This is a genomic window from Gemmiger formicilis (assembly GCF_018784445.1).
Taxonomy (GTDB): domain Bacteria; phylum Bacillota; class Clostridia; order Oscillospirales; family Ruminococcaceae; genus Gemmiger.
The window spans coordinates 51,899-75,918 of sequence record NZ_WQOH01000031.1; the positions used below are offsets into that span (position 1 = coordinate 51,899).

20 protein-coding genes are annotated in these 24,020 nt (G+C 61.9%); 6 read left to right on the forward strand and 14 right to left on the reverse strand.

Features of this window, described 5'->3' with window-relative positions; translation table 11 throughout:
- The first annotated feature begins 12 nt into the window (after positions 1–12).
- From GPK89_RS10365 to GPK89_RS10390, 6 genes are all read left to right on the forward strand, one after another.
- On the forward strand, positions 13–981 hold the full coding sequence (locus tag GPK89_RS10365) for a carbohydrate ABC transporter permease (RefSeq protein WP_215692892.1): 969 nt from the start codon (positions 13–15) through the stop codon (positions 979–981).
- Between the two features lie 272 nt (positions 982–1,253).
- Positions 1,254–2,183: a dihydrodipicolinate synthase family protein gene (locus tag GPK89_RS10370; RefSeq protein WP_215692894.1), complete on the forward strand. Its 930-nt coding sequence runs from the start codon at positions 1,254–1,256 to the stop codon at positions 2,181–2,183.
- Positions 2,184–2,194: 11 nt separating this feature from the next.
- Positions 2,195–2,644, forward strand: coding sequence for a YhcH/YjgK/YiaL family protein (locus tag GPK89_RS10375; protein ID WP_215692895.1), 450 nt, complete (start codon positions 2,195–2,197; stop codon positions 2,642–2,644).
- Positions 2,645–2,886: 242 nt separating this feature from the next.
- Complete coding sequence (locus tag GPK89_RS10380) at positions 2,887–3,588, forward strand: N-acetylmannosamine-6-phosphate 2-epimerase (protein ID WP_215692897.1); 702 nt, start codon at positions 2,887–2,889, stop codon at positions 3,586–3,588.
- A gap of 11 nt (positions 3,589–3,599) precedes the next feature.
- On the forward strand, positions 3,600–4,517 hold the full coding sequence (locus GPK89_RS10385; protein ID WP_215692899.1) for an ROK family protein: 918 nt from the start codon (positions 3,600–3,602) through the stop codon (positions 4,515–4,517).
- A gap of 203 nt (positions 4,518–4,720) precedes the next feature.
- Entirely contained in the window at positions 4,721–5,599 is an 879-nt protein-coding gene (locus GPK89_RS10390; RefSeq protein ID WP_215692901.1) for a helix-turn-helix domain-containing protein, read from the forward strand.
- Between the two features lie 71 nt (positions 5,600–5,670).
- Here GPK89_RS10390 and GPK89_RS10395 read toward each other — a convergent pair whose 3' ends face one another.
- The 14 genes from GPK89_RS10395 to ftsY all read right to left on the reverse strand — a co-directional run bounded on the left by GPK89_RS10395 (position 5,671) and on the right by ftsY (position 23,941).
- Positions 5,671–6,210 (reverse strand): DUF5662 family protein, encoded by a 540-nt coding sequence (locus GPK89_RS10395; RefSeq protein WP_275951435.1) that lies wholly within the window; start codon positions 6,208–6,210, stop codon positions 5,671–5,673.
- 126 nt (positions 6,211–6,336) lie between these two features.
- Positions 6,337–7,959, reverse strand: a complete 1,623-nt coding sequence (locus GPK89_RS10400) for an MBL fold metallo-hydrolase RNA specificity domain-containing protein (protein ID WP_215692903.1) — start codon at positions 7,957–7,959, stop codon at positions 6,337–6,339.
- A 335-nt stretch (positions 7,960–8,294) separates the two neighbouring features.
- Positions 8,295–11,063 carry a GH25 family lysozyme gene (locus tag GPK89_RS10405; protein ID WP_215692905.1) on the reverse strand — a complete coding sequence of 923 codons (2,769 nt, stop codon included), beginning with the start codon at positions 11,061–11,063 and terminating at the stop codon, positions 8,295–8,297.
- 294 nt (positions 11,064–11,357) lie between these two features.
- Positions 11,358–12,689 carry an MATE family efflux transporter gene (locus GPK89_RS10410; RefSeq protein WP_252261629.1) on the reverse strand — a complete coding sequence of 444 codons (1,332 nt, stop codon included), beginning with the start codon at positions 12,687–12,689 and terminating at the stop codon, positions 11,358–11,360.
- Between the two features lie 9 nt (positions 12,690–12,698).
- A complete protein-coding gene (locus tag GPK89_RS10415; RefSeq protein ID WP_215692907.1) occupies positions 12,699–14,264 on the reverse strand; it encodes a glucosyltransferase domain-containing protein in 1,566 nt (521 codons plus the stop codon).
- Between the two features lie 3 nt (positions 14,265–14,267).
- Complete coding sequence (locus GPK89_RS10420; protein WP_215693049.1) at positions 14,268–15,212, reverse strand: glycosyltransferase family 2 protein; 945 nt, start codon at positions 15,210–15,212, stop codon at positions 14,268–14,270.
- A 260-nt stretch (positions 15,213–15,472) separates the two neighbouring features.
- Positions 15,473–18,016 carry a leucine--tRNA ligase gene (leuS, locus tag GPK89_RS10425; RefSeq protein ID WP_215692909.1) on the reverse strand — a complete coding sequence of 848 codons (2,544 nt, stop codon included), beginning with the start codon at positions 18,014–18,016 and terminating at the stop codon, positions 15,473–15,475.
- A 206-nt stretch (positions 18,017–18,222) separates the two neighbouring features.
- Positions 18,223–18,597, reverse strand: coding sequence for a ribosome silencing factor (rsfS, locus tag GPK89_RS10430; protein ID WP_215692911.1), 375 nt, complete (start codon positions 18,595–18,597; stop codon positions 18,223–18,225).
- A 21-nt stretch (positions 18,598–18,618) separates the two neighbouring features.
- The gene (locus tag GPK89_RS10435; protein WP_215692913.1) at positions 18,619–20,550 is read right to left on the reverse strand and encodes an LCP family protein; all 1,932 of its coding nucleotides are present in this window, start codon (positions 20,548–20,550) and stop codon (positions 18,619–18,621) included.
- A 30-nt stretch (positions 20,551–20,580) separates the two neighbouring features.
- A complete protein-coding gene (gene yqeK, locus GPK89_RS10440) occupies positions 20,581–21,147 on the reverse strand; it encodes a bis(5'-nucleosyl)-tetraphosphatase (symmetrical) YqeK (RefSeq protein WP_215692915.1) in 567 nt (188 codons plus the stop codon).
- A 125-nt stretch (positions 21,148–21,272) separates the two neighbouring features.
- Positions 21,273–21,872 carry a nicotinate (nicotinamide) nucleotide adenylyltransferase gene (nadD, locus tag GPK89_RS10445; protein ID WP_215692917.1) on the reverse strand — a complete coding sequence of 200 codons (600 nt, stop codon included), beginning with the start codon at positions 21,870–21,872 and terminating at the stop codon, positions 21,273–21,275.
- Positions 21,869–22,171 (reverse strand): YhbY family RNA-binding protein, encoded by a 303-nt coding sequence (locus GPK89_RS10450; protein ID WP_215692919.1) that lies wholly within the window; start codon positions 22,169–22,171, stop codon positions 21,869–21,871. The genes nadD and GPK89_RS10450 overlap by 4 nt, the downstream gene beginning before the upstream one ends.
- Positions 22,172–22,316: 145 nt before the next feature.
- Entirely contained in the window at positions 22,317–22,946 is a 630-nt protein-coding gene (rdgB, locus tag GPK89_RS10455; RefSeq protein WP_215692921.1) for an RdgB/HAM1 family non-canonical purine NTP pyrophosphatase, read from the reverse strand.
- Positions 22,943–23,941: a signal recognition particle-docking protein FtsY gene (gene ftsY, locus GPK89_RS10460; RefSeq protein ID WP_215692923.1), complete on the reverse strand. Its 999-nt coding sequence runs from the start codon at positions 23,939–23,941 to the stop codon at positions 22,943–22,945. The genes rdgB and ftsY overlap by 4 nt, the downstream gene beginning before the upstream one ends.
- Between the last annotated feature and the right edge of the window lie 79 nt (positions 23,942–24,020).

The window sequence follows — 24,020 nt, forward strand, 5'->3', positions numbered from 1 at the left end:
AGGAAATTTGACATGGAAGCAACGAAAACCGCTGCGCCTGCCACTGAGCAGACCAAAAAGAAAAAGAAGAAAGTTTCCCCCTACATGGTGTTCAGCACCATCGTCATCATCCTGCTGGCGATTGCCTTTGCCTTCCCGCTGTACTGGATCATCACCGGCTCCTTCAAGACGCAGGTGTCCATCAACGCCACCACGCCCGAATGGTGGCCCAGTGAGTGGGTCGCCACGAACTACGCCAAGCTGTTCAGCCGCCAGAAAGCCCCCCTGTGGGAGTTTGCAGTGCCGTTCAGCAGCAACTTCAGCAAAGACGGCAAGGACATCATCTGGTGGTCCGGCCCCCAGGTACCCGCCGCCATCCGCTGGCTCATCAACACAGTCTTTATGGCCGTTGCCTCGATGATCCTGACCTGCATCACCTCCGCCATGGCCGGTTATGCCCTGGCGAAAAAGCGCTTCGTCGGCCGCAGCGTTCTGTTCACCCTGATCGTCTGCGCCATGGCGCTGCCCAAGCAGGTCATCCTGATTCCCCTGCTGCGCGAGATGAGCAGCCTGAACCTGTACAACACGATCTGGGCGGTCATCTTCCCCATCGTCGGCTGGCCTTTCGGCGTGTTCCTGATGAAGCAGTTCAGCGAGGGCATCCCCGGTGAGATGCTGGAAGCCGCCCGCATCGACGGTGCCAGCGAAGCCACGACCTTTACCCGCATCGCGCTGCCCATCATCAAGCCCGGCATCGGTGCGCTGGCCATCTTCACCTTCATCAACTCCTGGAACGACTACTTCATGCAGTTGATCATGCTGTCCAGCACCAGCAAGCTGACGATCTCCCTTGGTATCGCCAAGCTGCAGGCCGAGAACTCCACCGACTACGGCCTGATCATGGCCGGCGCCGCGCTGGCCGCCGTGCCCATCATCATCGTGTTCCTTGCCTTCCAGAAGTACTTTACCAAGGGCATCACGATGGGTGCTGTTAAGGGCTAAAAATCCGACCGCCGGAAGTTCCGGTTGTCGAAAAGCTCTTGTAGGGGCGAGCATTGCTCGCCCGTGCCCGTTTGCCTTGTATGAAAACCGACCCGGAAACCGCGATGCTGCGCCAAGTTGGCGGGCGACCGATGGTCGCCCCTACACATTCCATAAACCAAGAATGTGATTTTTTGACACGCTGTGTCGCCGCATCCCACATATCCGCACCACCCTTCTCCTTCAAAATTCAACGTAACATCAGCTATTTATGAACAGGAAGTGTTTTGTTTATGAAAGACATTACCAAGTACCGCGGCATCATCCCCGCCTTCTATGCCTGCTACGCACCGGACGGCTCTATCTCCACCGAGCGCGTCAAGGCGCTGACCCGCCACCTGATTGCCAAGGGCGTCAAGGGCGTCTACGTCGGCGGTTCCTCCGGCGAGTGCATCTACCAGCACCCCGACGAGCGCAAAGCCGTTCTCGAGGCCGTCATGAGCGAGGCCAAGGGCAAGATTACCGTCATTGCCCACGTTGCCTGCAACAATACCGCCGATTCCGTCGAGCTGGCCGCCCATGCCGAGAAGTGCGGCGTTGACGCCATCGCGTCCATCCCGCCCATCTACTTCCACCTGCCCAACGACGCCATTGCCGCCTACTGGAACGCCATGAGCGCCGCTGCCCCCAACACCGAGTTCGTCATCTACAACATTCCGCAGCTGGCAGGCACGGCGCTGACCATGCCCCTGCTGCAGACCATGCTCAAGAACCCCAACGTTATCGCTGTCAAGAACAGCTCCATGCCCACCCAGGATATCCAGCTGTTCAAGGATGCCGGCATCCAGGCCCGCGGCGAGGATGGTTTCGCCGTGTTCAACGGTCCCGACGAGCAGTTCGTCTCCGGCCGCGTCATGGGCGCTGACGGCGGCATCGGCGGCACCTACGCCGTCATGCCCGAACTGTTCATCCGCATGAACGAGCTGATCGAGAAGGGCGACATCCCCACTGCCCGCGCCATCCAGTACAAGGCTGACCGCATCATCTACAAGATGTGCGAGGCCAAGGGCAACCTGTACGCGGTCATGAAGGAGATCCTGCGCCGGATGTACGGCCTGGAGCTGGGCGGCGTCCGTGCCCCGCTGGCCAACCTCGCCCCCGAGGATGAGGCCGTCGTCGCCGAAGCGCAGAAGATGATCGAAGAAGCCATTGCAGCACTGTAAGGGGTAAAAAAATGATCGTAGATTCGTTTGATTACATTGCCTGTTACAAGGGTCTGCACCCGAACCTGGACACCGCCATCGAATGGCTGAACAGCCACACGCTGGATGCGCTGGAAAACGGCAAGACCATCATTGACGGCGACAAGGTTTTTGTCAACGTGATGGATGCCGACCTGCGCGACGCCGAGGGCGCAGCGTTTGAATACCACCGCCGCTACGCCGATCTGCAAATCGACCTGACCGGCGGCGAGTACCTGGGCTGGGCATCCGAGGGCAAGGACGAGGGCGTCTTTGACGAGACCGCCGACTGCGGTTTCAAGTCCGCCCCCGATCACTGCGGCATGACGCTGGGCGATGGCCGTTTCGCCATCTTCTTCCCCGGCGAGCTGCACAAACCCAGCTGCAAAACGCCCGACTGCACCCACGTAAGAAAAGCCGTCGTCAAGATTTTGATGAAATAATTTGCATTCCCCAAGCCTTCCCCCTTGGGGGAAGGTGGCCCCGCAGGGCCGGATGAGGGGCAGTCTTGCCGCAGGAACCCGTGAACGGGCAGCAACGGCAGTGTTTGCCCCTCATCAGTCACCTTCGGTGACAGCTTCAGTCTCCGCGCTAAGAGCCGCCTCCGGCGGTTGCGCTTCGACACGCGCCTGCGGGCGCAGCCCCGAGGGGGAAGCCTTTTTGCGTATGGAAAGGAGTCCTCACTATGACCCACGAACAAATCTTCACCCAAATCCAGGGCGGTCTTATCGTCTCCTGCCAGGCATTGGAGCACGAACCGCTGTACACGAAAGAAGGCGGCGTCATGCCGCTGATGGCCAAGGCCGCCGCCCAGTCCGGTGCTGTCGGCATCCGCGCCAACACCGTGCGCGATATCACCCAGATCAAGCAGGTCGTTGACCTGCCGGTCATCGGCATCATCAAAAAGGATTACCCCGGCACGCCCATGTACATCACCGTCACGATGAAGGAGGTCGACGAACTGGTGGCCTGCGGCGTGGACATTCTGGCCGTGCAGGGCACCGGTGCCCTGCGCCCCAATGGGCAGACCAGCGCCGAATTTATCCGTGCCATCAAGGAAAAGTACCCCGACCAGCTCGTTATGGCCGACTGCGACAATATTGAGAATGCGCTGGCCTGCGCGGGAGCCGGTGCGGATTTCGTCGGTACAACGATGCGCGGCTACACCCCCGAGACGAAGGGTATCAACGACGTTGACTTCGGCTTTATCGCCCAGCTGGCCCGCGAGTGCCCGGCCAAGGTCATTGCCGAGGGCCACATCCACACGCCCGAGCAGGCCGTGCAGGCCCTCTACGCCGGTGCGTTCGCGCTGGTCGTGGGCGGTGCCATCACCCGCCCGGCCGAAATCACGGCCCGCTACACTGCCGCCATCAACAACCACAAATAAGCAGGTGCGCTATGAGTAAAACCTATCTGGGCGTCGATATCGGCGGCACAGCGGTCAAGCTGGGCCTGGTCGATGACACCGGCCGCGTGCTGCGCCGCGCCGAGCGCAGCGTCAGCTTTGACGGCTACAAGACGCCGATCCTGGACACCGTGCAGACCGCCATCCGCGACTTTTTGGGCAGCCATGATGTGCCGAAGCTCGAGGGCATCGGCGTGTCCGCCACCGGGCAGATTGACAGCCGCCGCGGCGTGGTCGCGGGGACCTGCGGTAATTTCCCGGGTTGGATCGGCGTGGATATCAAAGGCACGCTGGAACGCGAGTTTGGCCTGCCGCTCACCGTCGCCAACGACGCCAACTGCATGGTGCTGGGCGAAGTCTGGGTCGGCGCGGCCAAGGGGTACACCGATGTGATCGGTGTCACCTTAGGCACCGGCGTGGGCGGCGGCATCATCACCGGCGGCCGTTTGCTGGAGGGTGCGCGGGGCCTTGGCGGTGAGCTGGGACATTTCCGCCTGCACGCGCTGGACGGCGTGGCCTGCACCTGCGGTGCCATCGGCTGCTATGAGCGGTACGCCGCCACGACGGCGCTGGTGCGCGGTGCCCAGAAGATGGGCCTGGACGCCCCCGACGGTCGCGCGATCTTTGAGGCAGCCGCCGCAGGTAACGCCCGCACGCTGGCTGTGCTGAACGACTGGATCAGCGAGATTGCGCAGGGCCTGGCCGGGCTGGTACACATCTTCAACCCGCAGCTGATTTTGATTGGCGGCGGTGTCAGCGCCCAGCAGGAGCTTTTGATCGATCCGCTGGCCGCGCAGGTGTGCAAGTCGGTCATGCCCGCTTTCGCGGAGGGGCTGGAAATCAAAGCCGCCGCCCTCCAAAACGACGCCGGTCTGGTCGGTGCCGTGTATTATTTCCGGGAAAATCAATAACCACAACATCACCCCGGGCACATTGCCGAATCTGGCGTGTGTTCCCGAGGTGTTTTTCGTCATTTTGACAGCTATGCACTTTTAGTCTTTTTAGCATTTAAATCGCCTATGCAAAAACGCAAATTCGCGTATTTAGTCCCTTTTAGCATCTAATTTCTTTGAAACCTCTTGCCGCACACATCATCTTGTGCTATAATACTGCCATGATAAACACAACATTACCACAATCGAATACCGCCCCCGCCTGCACAGCGCTGGGATCCGGGGTGTGGCTGGCGTTCCGTCATATCGCGGGCACATCGGCCCCCGCCGTGCCGCCGCCCGCCGCCGGGGCACACCTGCTCTCGGTGGAGTTCTGCCGCCGGGGCCGCCATGCGCTGCCTGCCGGGGACTACTGCACCATCGCCGCCGACGGCCACGCCGCTGTGAGCATGACCGCCGCCGGGGCCGACGACTACTACCCCGGGGCCGTTTATGAGGGGCTGCAATTCTGGATCGACCCGGACGCCCAGACCGGCAGCGGCTTTCTGGCCCTGATGGGCCTGGACGTCCACGGCATCATCAACTATTTCTGCGCCGGCGGCCCCTATTACTGCCCCATGGGTGACGAACTTGCCGCGCTGGTGGACGAGCTTTGGCGCGAATTCGACGTCTCGGGCTATGCCAGCCCGGGCGAGCTTCGCTATGCCGTGGTGCGGCTGCTCTATATGCTGCTGCAGCTGCCTTACGCGGACCAGATGGCCTGGTATCCCCGGGCGCAGGTGGATTTGGTGCGCGATGCCGAGACCCTGATGCTGGCAGATTTGTCGGTGCGCCACACCGCCAGGGAGCTGGCCGTGCAGTTCGGCGTCAGCGAGAGCAGCTTCAAAGCCTACTGCCGCGACGTGCTGGGCGACGGCTACCTGCCCTACTTCCGCCGCAAGCGGCTGGAAAAGGCTGCAGACCTGCTGGCCCACACGGACTTAAAGGTACAGGACATCGCCGTACAGGTCGGCTACGAGAGCCAGAGCAAATTTGCCAAAGCCTTTGCCGACCAATTCCGCCTGACCCCACTGGAATACCGGCGGCTGGCGGAGAAATAAAAAAGCTTTCCCCGTGGGCACAGTGTAAAAACTGTGCCCACGGGGCTTTTGTCGTTTATAGACCGCATTGCTTACTTTTTCTTTCCCAGCAGTTCCTTACGGATATGCGCAAAGCACGCGTCCTCGCCCTTGTCGCGTAAAATCAGCAGGCAGGTTTCCAGCTGTTTGCGGGTCTCGGGGTGCAGGATGTAGTGATCCCTGCTGCGGTCGTAGTACTCCCACGCAGCGGCGTCGGTGTACCGGCTGCCCTTGTAGTTTTTGCTGGCGGCAATACGGTCGCAGACCATCTCGGCCACGTATTTTTCGGGCATCCGCATCCCGGCCATGGCATGGTCGCCGTCTGGGGCGTAGTCGATCCAATATTCCAGGTGGTGCTTGTTCCGGCCCTTGTGATGCAGCCAGGCCGCGCTGTATCCTTCGGTCTGGCGCTGGGCGTTGTTGGGGCTGCAAGTGCCCTGCCAGTACTTGGCACCGGCCCAGAACTCCACCGGCGCGAGCTTGCTCAAATCATGGGTCAGCCCCTGCCAGTACAGCCCGCAGCGGAAGCAGTGCTTCATCACCAGCATTTTATGATGATGGATCGTTTTATAATGCTTGATCGGATGCCACAAAGTAAATACTCCTTTAGTAGATAATAGATAATAAAAAATGTGGTATTTTCGCCCCAAGGGCGAAAACGAAATTTTGAGCGCCGCGCAAGCGGTGCGATCCGCCAATTTTCTTATCTATTATCTTTTTTATCTGTCCCATTTGTCGCACAGCGCGGCGATCTGGCTGGCGAATTTGGCAAGGTCCTTGTTGGCGCCGCCCTGGTTGTGGCGGATGACCGCCATCAGGCGCTTGCCCATGTTGACGAGCCGGTCGTAGGCAGCGCTGGTGCGCACCATCTCGGCGCTCTTGGTGCGGATGATCTTCTGCGTGTTGCCCGTCTCGGCGCAGGCAACGCGCCCTTCGGCCGCGATCCAGACCGAGCCGTTGTACGGCGCGTCGGCCTCGTAGCCTTCGGTGCGCAGTTTCTCGGCCCAGTGCTCGGCCACAGCGTCCTCGCCATGGTTGACAAAAACGAACTTCGGTTTCTCGTCAAAGGCGTGGAGCCAGGCGGCCAAACCGTCACAGTCCGCATGGCCCGAAAGCCCGCCCAGCTGCGCAATGCGGGCCTTGACCTGCACCGGCTCGCCGAAGAGCTTGACCTCCTGTGCGCCGTTGACCAGCGCATTGCCCAGGGTGCCCGGGCTTTGGTAGCCGACGAACAGCACCGTGCACTCCGGCCGCCAGAGGTTGTATTTCAGGTGGTGGCGGATGCGGCCCGCATCGCACATACCGGCGGCGGAGATAATGACTTTCGGCGTCGGGTCGCCGTTGATGGCCATGGATTCCTCTTTCGTCTCGCTGATGTGCAGCCCCGGGAACTGCAGCGGGTTCTGGCCGCTCTGCACCAGGGCAAGGGCCTCGTCGTCGTAACACTCGGCGAAGTTTTCCCTGAAAATCGTGGTGGACTTACTGGCCAGCGGGCTGTCCACGAACACCGGGAAATTGTCGTGGCCCTTGACGCGCTTTTCGGCCTTGATCTGGCGGAAGAAATAGAGCAATTCCTGCGTGCGGCCCACGGCAAAGCTGGGGATGACCACGTTGCCGCCCTTGTCAAAGGTCGATTGCAGCACGGCGGTCAGCTCGCCCAGGTAGTCGGGCTTGGGGCCGTGGCTGCGGTCGCCGTAGGTGGACTCCATGACGAGGTAATCGGCATGGCCGGGGTTGGCCGGATCCTTGATGAGCGGCTGGTGCTGGTTGCCGATATCGCCGGAAAACACGATGATTTCCGGCGCACGGCCCGGCTCCGCAATGCGCAGCGAGATGGACGCGCTGCCCAGCAGGTGGCCCACGTCGGTAAAGCGCACCTCGATACGCCCCTGGGGGCCGTCGAACAGGGTCTGCCATGCCTCATAGGGGCAGGGCACGAACTGCTTCATGACGTTTTGGGCGTCCTCGACCGTGTAGTCCGGCTCGATCATTTCTGCGCCGCTGCGCATGGCCTTACGGTTTTTCCACTCGGCCTCCTGCTCCTGGATGTGGGCGGAGTCCTCGAGCATGATGCCGCAGAGGTCGCGGGTGGCCTCGGTGGTATAGACCGGGCCGCGGTAGCCATTTTTGTACAGGTACGGGATGCGCCCCGAGTGGTCGATATGGGCATGGGTCAGCAGCAGGGCCTCATAGGTGCCGGGGGCATAGGGCAGGTCGGCGTTTTCGTAGACGTCGCGCCCCTGCTCCATGCCGCAGTCCACCAAAAAGCGGTGCCCTGCGGCTTCGACCTGTGTGCAGCTGCCGGTGACTTCCCGGTCAGCGCCGAGGAATGTGAGTTTCATGTGGGTGCCCCCTTTGGTCAAATAATCCATATGTTTGGTGAGCGGCGGGTGGGGTATGGGGATATTGGGCAAGGTGCGATGCGGGGCGTCGAGGACGCCGCCCCCTACAACTAAAGGATAAAGGAGTTCTAAAGGCACAGTGCGGCGGCCTGAGGACAGGCCGCCCTACGGAGCAGCAGAGGAAAAGCGAGAGGGGTAAGGGAGGGCGGAAGCCTTCCCCTGACGGCGCGGGCGGAGCAGAGCCCCGCACCACGTCGCAACAGCGGCAGTTTTCTTTGCGAGCTTTCTTTTGCTGCCAAAAGAAAGCGACCTCCCGGGAGGATGCCGTTCATCCTTTAGCCGCGCCGCCCGACGCCGTACTGTGGGGCCTCGGGCAGGACAAAGTCATCATTGAAATTATTCGTCAGATCGTTAATGTTCATGCGCACAGCCCAGAATACGTCGCCGTAGTCGCGCAGGACGGTGTAGTCAACATTCAGGGCCGCCAGCGTGGCCGTGTCGGTGACGATGTAGGCGGTGTCGCCCTCGGGCGCGTACTCGGTCAGGCTGTTCTGGTAAACGCGGCTCACCGTGCCGCCGTCGGCCAGGGCCTTGGCCGCGTCAGCGGGCAGGCTGACCAGCTGGATGCGCGCCGTGGCAGGCAGGGCGTTCAGCAGATCGCCGCGGGTGATATCGCCGTATTCCAGCTCGGTCACGCCGCCAGCAAAGGCTTCGGCGGATGTGCCCTCGGGCAGGCCGCCGGCGTTATCGTTTGCCACAATTTCAGCGTAGAGCGCCGCCAGATAGTTGCCGAAGCTGATGGTCTTGCTGGTGTCGGGGTTTTCGGCGTAGGTGAACAGCGGCGTGTAGTAGATGCTCTGGTCATCGGCGTCCAGCCCGGCCAGCTTGGCGGCGGCGTAAGTGTAGGCGTCCGCACCCGCCTGCTGCGCTTCGTCAACGCTCTCGGTCGGGGCGGCGGTGTCCTTGCCACCTGCGGCCTCGGTGTCCTTGTCGGGGTCGGCAGCATCACTTGCCGTGGTCTGGTCGTCGGCGGCAGCACTGGCGGCCAGGGTTTCCCAGTCGGTGCGTTTTGCCTGCAAGGTGTCCGCCGTCACGGCGCTCTGCACCTCGGCGCGGCAGCCGCCGCCCTGGGTGAACACCAGATTCAGCTGCGCCACGCCGTCCAGGCCCAGGCCCGCGCCCAGCACGTTCGGGCTGCTCTCGGCGGTCGTGCCGTCGATGATGGCGGTCACGCCGCTGTTCAGCAGCGCCTTCTGCCAATCACCCTCCGGCGCGGTGGACGCCACGGCGATGATGGCATCGCACCCGGCGTTCTGCAACGCCGTGATCTGCTCATTCGCGGTGTCGGTCCAGTCGCGGGCCGTGATGAACTCGCCGTTGGAGGCGGAAATTTTCGCCGCCTGGGCCGTATCGTTCAGCGCAAAGAAGCCGATTTTGTACCCCGCGCGCTCGACAATCGTGTACATACCGTTGGTGACGCGGTTGCGGTTCCAGCTGGTCGAGCGGTAGAACACGGCGGTGGCGTCGGTGTTGATGAGGTTCGACGCCAGCGACGGGCCGCTGCCCATGTTGGCGTCGCTGACCAGGCGGGACGTTCCGTAGGCGAAGTCGTCCAGCGCCATGGCCTGCAGGTCGTACCCGGCCGCCGAGAAGCCGGACAGCATATCCATACCGCCGGTCAGGCTGGCGCTCTGGGTACCGTGCAGCGCCCCGCCCGCATCCAGCAAAATCGAATCCGGGGTCGAGGCCTTCAGCGCGGCGGCGTCCGCCAGCGTCGTTCGGTCGCCGTGCAGCCCTGCTGTGGCAAAGACCGGGACCGTAATGTCCCCGATGCGCACCAGGCAGGAAATGCTCTCAGTACCGTCGGCCAGCGTGGCCGTGATGGTACATTCGCCGCTGTCGGTGCGGGCGCGGACCGTGCCGTTTTTGTCCACGGTGGCAATGTTTTTGTCACTTGTCGTCCAGTAGACCCTGCGGCCGCCTTCGTCCTCGCCCGGCTCGTTCGTCGCCAGCGTGGCGTAGGCGTCCTTGCCATCCATGTGCAGCTCATCGGTGCGGGTGTCGTTCAGCAGCACCGGCGCTGCCGCCTTGCCGTTGCAGGCCGACACGCCTGTAAATGTAAACGGCCGCATGACGAAATCCAGGTCCACCGTCTCACTCTGCACACCGTAGTCCGCGCCGGGGGCGCTGTACGTCGACTGCCACATATCGTAGGTGCCGTTGTAGCCCAGCTCGTCGGCAAAGCGGGCGATCCAGAGATTGTCGCGCCATTGGTCGAAGCCGGGATCTGAAAAGCGGCCCCGCACCCAGTTCAGCGATGCATAAAGCCCCTGCTTGCCGGTGTAGCCGTGCTCTTCCAGCCGGGAGAAGAATGCCTCGGTCAGCTCGGCCATCTCGGCGGGGAAAACGCCGCTGATGTACTTATCTTCCAGGTCGTAGTAGACCGGGTAGGTCAGCTGGTAGGGCGCGGCGGTGTAGTCGTCCAGACCTTCCTGCGGCGGGGCGATCAGGCCCAGCAGCCGGGCAACGTGGTCGGCCTCACTGCGGGCCTCCTCCACCGTCGTCGCGTAGGAGTAGAGATAGGTGCCGAAGGGGATGCCCAGCCGGGTACACTCGTCAGCGTTGCGCCGCCAGTAGGTGTCGTCCTGGGCCCAGTTTTCCTCCTGGCCGTCCCACTCGCCGCCGTAACCGCAGCGGATGATGGCAAAGTCGATGCCGGCGGCCTTGGCCTTTTCCCAGTCCACCTCGCCCTGGAACTTGGAGACGTCCATGCCCTTGAGCACAGCTGCGGGCATGGCCTGGCCGCTGGTGTTGAAGTAGTAGCCCAGCTCGTTTTTCTGCCAGGCGTCGGCGGGCGTGCCAAAGTCCGGCGCGGCGGGGCCTTCCGGCTCGGCCGTGCAGCGCACCAGCACCACAGACACCGCCAGCACCACAACCAGGCAGAGCAAACACAGCCCCAGTACCAGCATACTGCGGCGGCGTTTGGCACTGCGGCGCTTTGGCTTTTTGGGCGGCTGCGGCGGGCGCGGGGCCGCCGTTTGGGCCGGTCTGGCCTTGGCGGCAGCGCGGGCGGGGCTGCGGTAGACTTTGCGTTCTTCTGGCACGGCGGTTTACCTCTCTCCGGGTAGATTTTATGCAGGGATAGCTATTATTAGTGTAGCATTTTGTCGAAGAAATTACAATCAGCCGCAGCAGATATTGGGGAAATTTTACACAAAAAACCCCGTCGTGGATACGGCGGGGTCGTAGGGGGGCGGCGTCCTCGACGCCCCGCAAATCAGTAGATGTTACACGGGGTCAAACGCTGTTCGTCCGCGCCGCAAAAGGCAAACGGCCGCCCGCCTTTCACGCGCGGGCCGGGCATGCCCGGCCCCTACAGGAGCTGCACTGCCGAGACTTCACAGCCCCTTCTTTTTACACGTCCAAAAATAATACGGCACCTCAAACGCCAGCATGACGCACCAGCCGAAGGCGCAGGCAAAGGCGATGCCCTGCAGCCCCACACGCGGGGCCAGCACAGCGGCTGCGGCGGCGCGCAGACCCGCCTGCATACAGGTCCCGATCAGCGTCGTCGTCATCTTGCCCATGCCGCGGTAAAATCCCTGGAAACCGTTCGTCAGCGCGGGCAGAGCATAGAACACCGCCATGTACCCCAGGTACTCGCTGCCCAGGGCCACCACGTCGGCGGCCCCCTCCCCCGCCACAAACAGCGAGAGGATCGGCCCGCGGAATGCCAGCGTCACGCAGCCCACCAGCAGCCAGTAACCCAGTTCCAGCCGCAGGCCCACGGCAAAACCGCGGCGGATGCGCTCGTTCTGCTGTGCGCCCCTGTTCTGGGCAATGTAGGTCGTAATGGCCGTCGCGATGCTCTGCTCCGGCGTAAAGGCGAAATCGTCCACCCGCGTGACCGCGTTGAATGCCGCAATGGCTCCGACGCCCAGCGCGTTGACCTGTCCCTGGATCAGCACCTTGCAAATCGGCTGCACCGCCTGCTGCAAAGCCGTGACCGAGCCATAGCGCAGGATCGGCCCCAGCAGGTCGCGGCGGATGCGCCACTGCCCGCGCCCAGGGCAAAGCTCCGGCACGCGGCGGGCCATGTAAACGGCTGCCAGCACGGCGCTGGCGGCCTCGGCCGCCACGGTGGTGGCGGCGCTGCACACGATGCCGAAGCCCAGCCCACCTATCAGAATCAGGTCGAGCACAGCGTTCAGCACGGCGGAGAACGCTAAAAATTTCAGCGGCGTTTTGCTGTCGCCGACGCTTTTCAGCCCCGCCGCCAGCGCGTTATAGAAAAACGTGAACGGTGCGCCCCAAAACGTGATGCGCAGATAGATGGCTGTGATGCCGAAAATCGCATCCGGCACGGCCAGTGCACGCAGTATCCACGGCGTTAGTACACAGCCCAGCGCCGCAGCGCCGCAGCAGAGCACCGCCCCGAACAGCAGCGTCGTCGCCAGCGTTTCTTGCAGCCGGTCGGTTCGTTTGGCCCCGAACGCCTCACTCATCAGCACGCCCGCGCCGATACACAGCCCGCTGATGGCCAAAATTACAAGGTTCATGACCGGCCCGGCCACGCCCTCGGCGGCCAGGGCATCCTGCCCGATGAACCGCCCAGCGATGATGGAATCCACCGCATTGTACGCCAGCTGCAGCCAGTTTCCCAACAGCAGCGGCACCGCATACAGAAAGAGGTGCCCCAGCGGGGCACCCTTGGTCATATCACGCATCATTATCAGCTCTCAAAACGGAAAATCTGCCACCTTCAGCGTGACAACGCCGTCGATGGTCTGGATACAGCCATCTGCCGGGTAGTTGGGCATGGCCTTGAACGCGTCGGAGTTGCTGATGGCTCGGACAGTATCGTCCGCGCATTCGTTGAGCTGGACGCCCAGCTCGTCCCACACCAGCACATACCAGCCGTGGGCGTTGAACGTCGGGTCGTAGGAGAGCGGGCCGAACTGCGCCAATTCCCCGGCCATAGGCTTGAGCGGGGATTCCTCCGGGTACGCGCCGCGCTTCGGCTCGCCCAGGATCACGACCTCGGCGCCGTTCTGGTAGTCGGCGTTTTCTTCCAGCCGGGTACACAGGCGGTTGGCGAGGTTCACAACGGTGGTCTTTTGTTTCAGCATGACCGCCGCGTCGTTGTTGACCTGCACGGCAAACCCACGCAGCAGCACCGCACAGAACGCCGTGCAGAGCGCCATCCCCCAGGAGAACGCCCGTTCCGTCAACACGGGAGCCGCGTCGATCACGGCAATGGCAAACGGCACCACGATGGCCAGCGAGCCCGCCATCCGCAGCGCCACAGTGGCCCCGGTGTTGATAACGTCGGTCACATTGGCTGCGGCGGGCAGCAGGGCCACCAGCACCACCGCCGCAGCGGCGGCCTTGCGGTCATGCAGCACGACGAGCCACCGCAGCCCGGCCAGTGCCGCCAGCACAAACAGCAGCAGGTAGCCTGCGATCTGCCCATAGTGGTTTTGGGCAATGCCGTGGGTGAAGAAGTAGGCGTAAAAATCAAAGTAGGCGTTTTTCAGGCCCAGCGGCAGACTGCGCAGCGTGTCCAGCCCCACAGCGTTGATGCCGTTCACACCGGACAGGCCCACATCGTACAGCCGCAGGAACACCTTTAAAATCAGCATATACAGCACCGCGCCGCTGCCGCCCATCAGCACCATGCGCAGAGCGGTCAGGCCGGTGGCTTTCCACGCGCCGGGGCGGCGCAGAACCGCCAGAATCAGCAGCATGACGCACAAGCCTGCCGCCGTACCCAGGTTGGCCTGGTACATACCCAGCGAGAACGCCATACAGACCGTGCCCGCCAGCCAGGCAAAGCGTACACCGCAGACAGCGGACTGCACCGCCAGCACAGCCAGCAGGAAGGACAGCGCATAGGACACGCTGCAATAGTGGAAAAACTCGATCTCCGCCACATAGGGCGCACAGACCAGCGTGAGGGGAATCAGATATTTTGCCGTGCGGCTGCGCACGCCGAACAAATCCGTCAGCAGCACACCCGCCAGCGCGTAGAGGAACAGCATCAGCAATGCAGAAAGTGCAGGCTGGTTGATGCCGCCGCGCAGCATATCCACCAGGCGCAGTGCCCAACGGCCCTGCTCGGTTTCCCAATACAGGTGCTCGGGCCAGCCGTCGGCAATGTACAGTGCGCCGATGTGTACGGCATCCATCGTGCCCAGCTGGTTAGCGTAGATCGTGTAATGTACGCCGCAGCCGACCAGCAGCGCCACGACCAGCGGGCGGAAGTTTTTGGCACACCACAGGCTTACTTTTTTCTGCCAGTCCATCGTTTATTTTTTATCCTCTTCGGTCTCGGCCACAATGTAGATGGGGCGGTGCTTGACCTCTAAGTAGGTTTTGGCCAGGTACTCGCCCACGATGCCGGTGCAGAACAGCTGGACGCCGCTGCACAGCAGAATGATGCAGACAAGGCTCGGCCAGCCGGAGGTCGGGTCGCCGAACATCAGCGCCCGGACGATGACAAAAATAATACCGATGAACGCCAGCAGGCAGAACAGAACGCCCACGCCCGCCGCCATCAGCAGCGGCGTGGTCGAGAAGCCGACAATACCCTCGATGGAGTATTTGAACAGGCCCCAGAAATTCCACTTGGTCGTGCCGGCCACGCGCTCGATGTTCTCGTAGTCGAACCATTTGGTCTTAAAGCCGACCCAGCTGAAAATGCCCTTGCTGAAGCGGTTATACTCGGCCATGCTCAGCACGGCATCGGTCATCTTGCGGCTCATCAGGCGGAAATCCCGCGCACCATCGACAATCTCTGTATCAGACATCTTGTTGATGATCTGGTAAAACTTGCGGGCGAACCAGCTGCGCAGCGGCGGCTCGCCCTTGCGGGTCGTGCGGCGGGTGGCGGCACAGTCGTACGCGCCGGTCAGCAGCGTGTCCAGCATCTGGGGCAGCAGCGCGGGCGGGTCCTGCAGGTCGGCGTCCATCGTGGCGACGTAATCACCCCTGGCGGCCTGCAGACCGGCGTAAATGCCGGCCTCCTTGCCAAAGTTGCGGCTGAACGAGACATAGCGCACCCGGTCGTCCTGCGCGTGCAGCTCACGCGCGACGCGCAGCGTGCCGTCGCGGGAGCCGTCATCCACAAAGATGAACTCAAAATCCGCACCGTGGCTGGTTTTCATCTCCGCCGCCACGCGGGAGGCTTCTTTATAGAAAAGCGGCATCGCTTCTTCTTCATTGTAACAGGGTACGATCAGACTGATGAGCATGGTGTGACCTGCTTTCGTCAAAATATTGTATCTTTTATTATAGCGTAGTTTGGCGGGTTTGTAAACAATGGATGTGGCAGGGTTCCTAAAGCCTTGGCCCCGCAGGGCCGGATGAGGGGCGCGTGTGCCGCAGCCACCCAGTAGCGGGTTGTAAGGCAAGGCCGCCCCTCATCAGTCAGCGGTCGAGGCCGCTGACTGAATGGTTTCTGCAACACAAAAAAAGGCAGAGCTTTCGCTCTGCCTTGGGTTCATGCTATAAATCAGCCTTTGACCGCGATATTGACCAGCTTGCCCTTGACGTAGATTTCCTTGGCAATGGTCTTGCCGGCGATGGCTTCGGCCACGGCGGGCTCGGCCTTGGCGGCAGCAATGGCGTCCGCGCTCTCGATGGCGGCGGCCACCTTGATGCGGGCCTTGACCTTGCCGTTGACCTGCACGGCAATTTCAATCGTCTGCTCAACACACTTGGCCTCGTCGTAGGTGGGCCAGGCGTGGTAGGCCAGCTGCTCGGTGTGGCCCAGCTGCTGCCACAGTTCCTCGGTCATGTGGGGGGCAAACGGGTTCAGCAGCTGCAACAGCAGCTCGTACTCGGCCTTGGTCGCACCACCGTTATCGCTCAGCGCGTTGACATAGATCATCAGCTGGGCAATGGCCGTGTTGGCCTTGAGGGCGTCAATGTCCTCGCCGACCTTCTTGATGGTGCGGTTGGCAACGGCCTCCAGCTCGGGGCGGACGCCCTCGCCGGGAACGAGCTTCTCGCTCATCGACCAGATCTTATCCAGGAAGCGCTTGCAGCCCTTGATGGAGGAGGTGTTCCACGGGGCGGCCTTCTCAAAGTCGCCGATGAACATCTCATACAGACGCAGGGTGTCGGCACCGTACTCGTTGACAACATCGTCGGGGTTGACGACGTTGCCCAGAGACTTGGACATCTTGACGATCGGGTGCTCGGCCATCTCGCCGTACTTCTCAACCAGGGCCTTGCGTGCGCCTTTCTCGTCGCCGTACTCGGCCAGCAGGCGCTTGCGCTCGGCGTCGGGCTGGTTCTCAAACGCATGGGGGTTCAGGCCCAGGATCATGCCGTGAGAGGTACGCTTCTGATACGGCTCCTTGGTGGGGACCACGCCGATATCATACAGGAATTTATGCCAGAAACGGCTGTACAGCAGGTGCAGGGTGGTGTGCTCCATACCGCCATTGTACCAGTCCACCGGGCTCCAATACTCCAAAGCCTCCTTGCTGGCAATGGCGTCGTGGTTCTTCGGGTCGCAGTAGCGCAGGAAGTACCAGCTCGAGCCGGCCCACTGGGGCATCGTGTCAGTCTCGCGCTTGGCGGGGGCACCGCAGCAGGGGCAGGTCGTGCTGACCCACTCGGTGTGGCGGGCCAGCGGGCTTTCGCCGTTCTCGCCCGGCTCAAAGTCCTTGATTTCGGGCAGGCGCAGGGGCAGCTCGCTCTCGGGCAGGGGCACCCAGCCGCACTTGTCGCAGTAGACCATGGGGATAGGCTCACCCCAGTAGCGCTGGCGGCTGAACACCCAGTCGCGCAGCTTGAAGTTGACCTGCTTGTGGCCCTTGCCGTTCTCCTCGAGCCAGGCGTACATCTTGTTCTTGGCATCCTCAACAGACAGGCCGTTCAGGAAGTCGGAGTTGACAAGCGTGCCGGTGGCCACATCGGTAAACGCCTCCTTGTCGAGGTCGCTGGGCACAGTGCCCTTGACGACCTCGATGATGGGCAGGCCGAACTTCTTGGCAAACTCCCAGTCGCGGGTGTCGTGGGCAGGCACGGCCATGATGGCGCCGGTGCCGTAGGTTGCCAGAACATAGTCGGAGATAAAGATGGGGATCTCCTTGCCGTTGACGGGGTTGATGCCCTTGACGCCCTCGATGACGACGCCGGTCTTGTCCTTATTCAGCTCGGTGCGCTCGAAGTCGGACTTGCGGGCGGCTTCCTCCTGGTAGGCAGCAACAGCGTCGGCGTTCTTGATCAGGCCCGCATCGACCCATTTCTTGATGAAAGCATGCTCGGGGCTGATGACCATGTAGGTCGCGCCGAACAGCGTATCCGCGCGGGTGGTGTAGACGGTCAGGGTATCACCGGCGGTGGTGGCAAAGTTGATCTCGGCACCGTGGCTGCGGCCGATCCAGTTGCGCTGCTGAGTCTTGACGCGGTCGATGTAATCCACATCGTCCAGGTCGTTGATGAGGCGGTCAGCGTAGGCGGTGATTTTCAGCATCCACTGGCTCTTGTTCTTCTGCACAACGGGGCTGCCGCAGCGCTCACAGACGCCGTTGACAACTTCCTCGTTGGCCAGAACGACCTTGCAGCCGGTGCAGTAGTTGACGGTCGTTTCCTTCTTATAAGCCAGACCCTTTTTGAACAGCTGAATGAAGATCCACTGCGTCCACTTATAATACTCGGGGTCGGTGGTGTTGATTTCACGGTCCCAGTCGAAGGACAGGCCCAGGGCTTTCAGCTGGCTCTTGAAGCGGGCCACGTTCTGGGCGGTGACGATCTCGGGGTTGATATGGTTTTTCAGGGCGTAGTTTTCAGTGGGCAGACCGAAAGCGTCCCAGCCCATGGGGTACAGGACGTTATAGCCGCACTGGCGCTTTTTGCGCGCGACGATATCTAGCGCGGTGTAGCTGCGCGGATGGCCGACGTGCAGACCGGCGGCAGAAGGATACGGGAACTCGACCAGAGCATAGAACTTCGGCTTGGAATGGTCGATTTCAGCGTGGAAGGTATCCTCGTCCTCCCACACCTTCTGCCATTTGGCCTCAACGGTTTTAAAGTCGTACTTCATAAATTTCTCCCCACAGATAAATTTTTGATGGGTCGTAACCTTCTTAAAGCCTTCCCCTTGGGGGGAAGGTGGCCCCGCAGGGCCGGATGAGGGACGCGTGTGCCGCCGCTGCCCATTTATAGGCTGCCGCGGGAAAGTCTGCCCCTCATCAGTCAGCGGTCGGGGCCGCTGACAGCTTCCCCCGAGGGGGAAGCCGTTCCGCATTGTTACTGCTCGTCCGCACCTTCGCCCGGCATCCACTCGCTTGCGGGCACGACTGTGGCATCGGCCCAGAGGTGCTCGAGGTCGTAGTAGTCGTGGGCCTCCTGCGTAAAGACGTGGACGATGACGCTGCCGTAGTCCAGCAGCACCCAGCGCTTGCCGTCGTGGCCCTCGGTGCGCAGCACCTTGACGCCCTCGCGGTCCAGCTGGAACTCGGCTTCATCGGCCAGGGCGCCCACATGGGTGGTGGACATACCGGTGGCAATGACAAAATATTCGGTAACGGTGGTCAGGTCCTCAACAGCCAGGATATGGACGTTGACGGCCTTCTTCGCGTCCAGCGCACGCGCCAGACGAATGGCAAGTTCTTTGCTTTCCATAGTGTAAACTCCTAGTGTAAATTACGCGGCGGGCTGGCTTTCGCTCTCGGCGGAATCGCTGCTGCTGTCCGCGGTGTCGGTGGACTCGGAATCAACATACTCCACCGTGTGCGAGCCGTCCAGGTTCTGGTTCTGCTGGGCGTCTGCGGCCTCCTGGTTCAGCTGGCCCATATACTGCACGTTCGCGTCGGTTGCCGTGTAGCCGCTCAAATCAAAGCCCAGCACAGACGCATCGTCGCAGAGCTGCAGCTCGCTGGCATCCACAAAGCCGGTATTCTCGCGGAAATACTGGTTCAGCAGGTCGGCGTCCTCCTGGCGGGCCGGGTAGACAACGGACTCTCCGTTGTACTTTTCGGCCATCTTAATGGGCATCTGGCAGATCATGATCTTGCTGGAGTCGATCTTCAGCATACTGACCGCAAAGCTGACAAGCTTCGAGGCGCTCAGACTAGTCTCCATATAGTTCAGCACAGCAGGGGTCAGCTTGGCGACATCCCAGATGTTGCCGATGCTCTTCAGGCGGCGGAACAGCGCCGAGTAGAACTGCCGCTGCATATTCAGGCGGCCAATGTCACCGTTGTTGTAGATGTGGCGGGTGCGCAGCAGGAACTCGCAGGCGTCGCCGTTCAGCGTCTGGTAGCCCTGATCCAGGTGGCTGCCTTTATAATCCATCTCCTGCGGGACGTACAGCTCGATGCCGCCGAACGAATCGACCAGCTGCACCAGCATTTCCAGACGGATGGTCATATAGCCATCGATCGGCAGCTGGTACATATTCGAAATCTGCTCACACAGGGCGGCCATGTTCATGCTGTTGCTGTCCGCGGCCTGCGTCTTAGCGATGTTATTGATGCGGTAGTTGCCCGACACGCTGCGGTCGGTCGTGACCATCGTGTCGCGGGGGATCTGCAGCATCTTCATCTCGCCCGTCTCGTTGTTGAAATGGACGTAGAGGATCATATCGGTGTTGCCGTCATCGACGCCTGCATCATTGAGGTCGTCGCCCTCCTTCTGGGACGAGCGGTCGATGCCGACCATCAGGAAGTTCAGCTCCTTGCCCTGGAATTCCTTCGGCGTGTTGATGAGCTGATTCAGCTTGATGCTGCCGCCTGCCGGGGCGATCGATCCCATAATAAGCGCGAACGCGCCGCCGAAGATCAGCGCAATGACCAGCAGCGTGATGAGCAGGATCTGCCACCAGCGGATCTTTTTCTTCTTTTTGCCATTGCCGCCCTTGCCGTCGCCGCCTTTTTTGCCGGACTTTTTCCCTTTGGACTTGCGCGGGGCGTCGTCGGTATCACGCGGGGGCTTGCGGCCGCCATTGCCGCCTGCGGCGGTTTTGGGCGCACCGGCGCGTTTGGCGCGGCGCGGTGCGGCGTCTTCCAGCTGGATGCCGCCTGCGGCCTCGATGTCATACATCGGCTTGCTGCCCTGGGCGGCGCGCAGGTCCATTTTCTGCACTTGGGCGCGGGGGCGCTGAGCGGCGGGCTGCCGCGAGGCTGCCGCAGGCTGGTCGTACAGGCGGTTTGCGGCCTGCTGTGCCTGCTGCGGGGCCGCCGTCTGGGCTGCCTGCGGGCGGTTCACGGTACGGCGGGGGCGCTGCACCTGGAACTGCAAGGTATCGCCGTATTTGCGCTCGGCTGCGGCGCGGTAGGCCATGGCCTGGCGCTGGGCATAGGTCAGCGCACGCGAGGCTTCAGGCTGGGGCGCGGCTTGCTGGACAGGCTGCTGCACCGGCTCCTGTATGGGTTCCCGGATCGGTTCCGGCTCGGGCCGGGCCGCCGGGCGCTGGCTGATGTGCCGCCCCTGGGCCGTGCGCATGGGCTGCTGCACCGTGCGGCGGCGGGCGTTCTGTTCGGCCAGCTGCTGGGCGCGGCGGCGGGCAGCCTCGTACTGCTCCTGCTCGGAGCTTCCGGTCGCGCCGGCGGTATACAGCTTACGCGGTTCGCTCATTGTTTTTCCTCCCTGCTGTATGGAGTGTTTTTACTTTAGCTGTGCTTTTGCATACTCGTAAGCGGCTACGCTTTCAGGGTCCAGCGTGCCGCCCTTTTCTTCCACAAAATCGATGCTCCGTTTTAACGCGTCGCAAAGGGCCCGGTCCAGGTCCTGCATTTCCAGTTTGCGCAGTTCATCCACGCCGGGCCAGTCGCGCTCGGCGCTGGTCATATCGGCCAAGTAGATGATCTTATCGAGCAGGGACATATCCGCTTTGCCGGTGGTATGGCAGCGGATGGCGGACAAAATCTCCGGGTCGGTAATGCCCCACTGGGTCTGGGCCAGGATGGCGGCGGCTATGCCGTGCCACACCGGCGAAGGGCGTGCAGGGGCATTTTCTGCTATTATAGCATTATCGGCGAAAATCTGCAACAATTCTTGTTTAGGCAGTTCCTTGGCGGAATCATGCAAAATTGCCGCCATAGCGGCCTTTTCCGGGTCAGCACCCCAGCGTTTGGCAAGTTTTACTGCCATTTTTTTTACATTCTTCGTGTGGGTCCAGCGTTTTTCGCCGAGTCTGGACTTCACAAGCTTCCTGGCTTCGTCATAATCCATGCTATATATTCCCCTCTCCTTGGCGGTAGGGGCCGGGTATGCCCGGCCCTCGGCCTTGCCTCTATTGCCCTTGAACGGGTTATGATTTTTTTGCTGCGGGCCGGGCATACCCGGCCCCTACAGTGCTATAAGCTGCCGTAAAGCCGGTTTTTCCGGATAACCGCCAACACTTCCGGCGGCAAAACCTCCGGCCACTTTTCCGGCGGGATCTTCCCGCTGCGGATATCGCTGGACGCACAGGGGTAGCTTTCGGCCTGGGCAAACAACACCGTGCCGCCCGCCTGTTCCAGCTTGGCAGCAGCGGCGTGCAGGGCGGCATCGTCCGTGCCGGTACGGCTTTCCACCACCAGCGCGGCCATTTTTAACATATCCTGCCAGCGGTACCACTCGCCGAACGTCAGCAGCATATCGCTGCCGACGCAAAGATACAGTTCCGCGCCGGGGTTGGCGCCCCGCAGCATTTCCAGCGTGTGGACGGTGTAGCTGCGGCCGCCCTGGCGTATCTCCCAATCGCTGACTTCCACCGCCGGGGACAGCGCCCTAAAGCACTGGCACATCTGCAAACGCAGTTCCGCCGGGGTGGCGCTGGCGTGTTTGTGGGGCGGCGTGCCCGCCGGCATGACGATGGCCCGGTCGGGCCGCACCCGTTCCAGCGCAGCCCGCAGGTTGTTCTTATGGCCGTTGTGGGGCGGGTCGAAGGTGCCGCCGTAGAGCAGTATCTTCATTTTGCCAGCACAGCGGCGTAGGCGCTTTCCTTTTTCTTTTGCTTGAACAGGACGAACTTGCGGCCAATGACCTGCACGCACTCGCAGCCGACGGCCTCACAGAGGATATCGGCGGCCTGGCGGGGGTCATATTCGCTGTTTTCCAGGACTTTGACCTTGATAAGTTCGCGGGCGGCGATGCAGTCGGCAATCCCTTGGATCAGGGTCTCGTCGATCTCGCCCTTGCCGATCTGGTAGACAGGGTCCATCGTATTGGCTGCGCCGCGCAGAGCCGCGCGCTGTTTGCTGGTTAAAGACATAGGGTTTCTCCTTTATAATTATCGTATATATCGTATCGCGGTAGGGGCCGGGCACGCCCGGCCCTCGGCCTTGCCTTGCCTGCCCTTGAACGGGTAGTATTTTTCATGTTGAGGGTCGGGCATGCCCGACCCCTACGGACTGCCATTACTTCAAAAACGCGGGCAGCTTTTCTTCCAGCTTCTCCATCGCCCGGCCTCTATGGCTGATGGCGTCCTTCTCGTCTGGGGTAAGCTGGGCATAGCTGCGGGCCTCGGCGTTGGGGTGCTTGCCATCGGGTGCGCCGTACTCGTCGGGGATGAACAGCGGGTCGTAGCCAAAGCCGTAATCGCCGTTCTGCAGGCTGAACGCAATGCGGCCCGGGCACTCGCCCTCGACTTCCAGTGCGCGGCCATCGGGCAGCATAAAGCAGACCGCCGAGACAAACTTTGCGCCGCGCTGTTCGGCGGGCACATCGGCCATTTCTTGCAGCAGCTTTGCGTTGTTGGCGTCGTCATCGCCGTGGTGCCCGGCATAGCGGGCGCTGTACACGCCGGGCGCACCGTTCAATGCATCGGTGCAAAGGCCCGAGTCGTCGGCCACGGTGGGCAGGCCGCTGGCCTTGCAGAAGGCCTCAGCCTTGATGCGGGCGTTTTCGGCAAACGTCGTGCCGGTCTCCTCGGGGTCCAGGGTGATGCCAAGCTCCCGCAGACTCTTGACCTCATGCCCCATGCGTTCCAAAATGCGGCGCAGCTCTTTCAGCTTGCCCGCATTGTTGCTGGCGGCGCAGACGATCATGCTTCGCCCTCCCCTTCTTCTTTCTGTTCCTCTTTCTGCAGGGCCGATTCCGGCAGCAGGCTTTCCACAAAGGTCTGGGCGTCAAACTCCATCAGGTCGTCGATTTTCTCGCCGACACCGATGAACCGGATGGGCAGGCCCAGATTCTCCCACACCGAAACCGCGCAGCCGCCGCGGGGCGTGCCGTCCAGCTTGGTCAGCACCACGCCGGTGGCGCTGGCAGCCTTGCAGAACTCCTCGGCCTGGCTGATGGCGTTCTGGCCGGTGATGGCGTCCAGCACCAGCAGCACCTCCAGGCTGGCCTCGGGGCTGGCCTTTTTGACGCTGCGGGAGATCTTGGACAACTCGTCCATCAGGCCCTTTTTGTTGTGCAGGCGGCCTGCGGTATCGGCAATGACCATGTCATAGCCGCGGGCGTTCGCACTCTTGACCGCATCAAAGATGACGGCGGCGGGATCCGCGCCCATGCCAGCCTGCACCAGCGGCACACCGGCGCGGTCAGCCCAGAGTTCCAGCTGCTCGCTGGCAGCGGCGCGGAAGGTATCGCCCGCAGCCAGCATCACGCGGCGGCCCTGCTTTTTGTACAGTGCAGCCAGCTTGGCGATGGTCGTGGTCTTGCCCACACCGTTGACGCCGATGACGAGAATAACGGCGGGCTTGCCGTCCAGCTCCATCGGGTAGCGGGGGGTCAGCTCCTGGCAGATGATGCCGCGCAGGGTGTCCAGCGCCTCCTGGCCGGTTTTCAGGTGCTTTTCCTCGACCTCGTCGTGCAGCTCATCCACCAGGCGCACAGCGCAGGCGGGGCCGACGTCGGCCAGAATCAACTGCTCTTCCAGCTGGTCGTACAGGTCGTCGTTGATCTGCGCGTGGGTCAGCGTGTTGACGATGTTCTGGAAAAAGCCGGTGCGGGTCTTTTCCAGCCCGCGCTTGACCTTTTGCTGTTCCTGAAATTCTTCTTCTGAAATATCACGTTTGAAAAAGTTGAAAAAGCCCATGGCGGCCTCCTTTTTTTAGGGCAATACCGCACAATTCTAAGTGCCGATACGGCGAGCGAGGTGCGGCAGCCGCCGAAGC

Coding starts and splice junctions, on each gene's coding strand:
- GPK89_RS10375 (WP_215692895.1), top strand. CDS start 2,195: ATGATCGTAGATTCGTTTGATTACATTGCCTGTTACAAGGGTCTGCAC.
- nadD (WP_215692917.1), bottom strand. CDS start 21,872: ATGAAGATACTGCTCTACGGCGGCACCTTCGACCCGCCCCACAACGGC.
- GPK89_RS10370 (WP_215692894.1), top strand. CDS start 1,254: ATGAAAGACATTACCAAGTACCGCGGCATCATCCCCGCCTTCTATGCC.
- GPK89_RS10380 (WP_215692897.1), top strand. CDS start 2,887: ATGACCCACGAACAAATCTTCACCCAAATCCAGGGCGGTCTTATCGTC.
- rsfS (WP_215692911.1), bottom strand. CDS start 18,597: ATGGAAAGCAAAGAACTTGCCATTCGTCTGGCGCGTGCGCTGGACGCG.
- GPK89_RS10435 (WP_215692913.1), bottom strand. CDS start 20,550: ATGAGCGAACCGCGTAAGCTGTATACCGCCGGCGCGACCGGAAGCTCC.
- ftsY (WP_215692923.1), bottom strand. CDS start 23,941: ATGGGCTTTTTCAACTTTTTCAAACGTGATATTTCAGAAGAAGAATTT.
- GPK89_RS10385 (WP_215692899.1), top strand. CDS start 3,600: ATGAGTAAAACCTATCTGGGCGTCGATATCGGCGGCACAGCGGTCAAG.
- GPK89_RS10415 (WP_215692907.1), bottom strand. CDS start 14,264: ATGGACTGGCAGAAAAAAGTAAGCCTGTGGTGTGCCAAAAACTTCCGC.
- GPK89_RS10410 (WP_252261629.1), bottom strand. CDS start 12,689: ATGATGCGTGATATGACCAAGGGTGCCCCGCTGGGGCACCTCTTTCTG.
- leuS (WP_215692909.1), bottom strand. CDS start 18,016: ATGAAGTACGACTTTAAAACCGTTGAGGCCAAATGGCAGAAGGTGTGG.
- yqeK (WP_215692915.1), bottom strand. CDS start 21,147: ATGGATTATGACGAAGCCAGGAAGCTTGTGAAGTCCAGACTCGGCGAA.
- GPK89_RS10450 (WP_215692919.1), bottom strand. CDS start 22,171: ATGTCTTTAACCAGCAAACAGCGCGCGGCTCTGCGCGGCGCAGCCAAT.
- rdgB (WP_215692921.1), bottom strand. CDS start 22,946: ATGATCGTCTGCGCCGCCAGCAACAATGCGGGCAAGCTGAAAGAGCTG.
- GPK89_RS10390 (WP_215692901.1), top strand. CDS start 4,721: ATGATAAACACAACATTACCACAATCGAATACCGCCCCCGCCTGCACA.
- GPK89_RS10400 (WP_215692903.1), bottom strand. CDS start 7,959: ATGAAACTCACATTCCTCGGCGCTGACCGGGAAGTCACCGGCAGCTGC.
- GPK89_RS10365 (WP_215692892.1), top strand. CDS start 13: ATGGAAGCAACGAAAACCGCTGCGCCTGCCACTGAGCAGACCAAAAAG.
- GPK89_RS10420 (WP_215693049.1), bottom strand. CDS start 15,212: ATGCTCATCAGTCTGATCGTACCCTGTTACAATGAAGAAGAAGCGATG.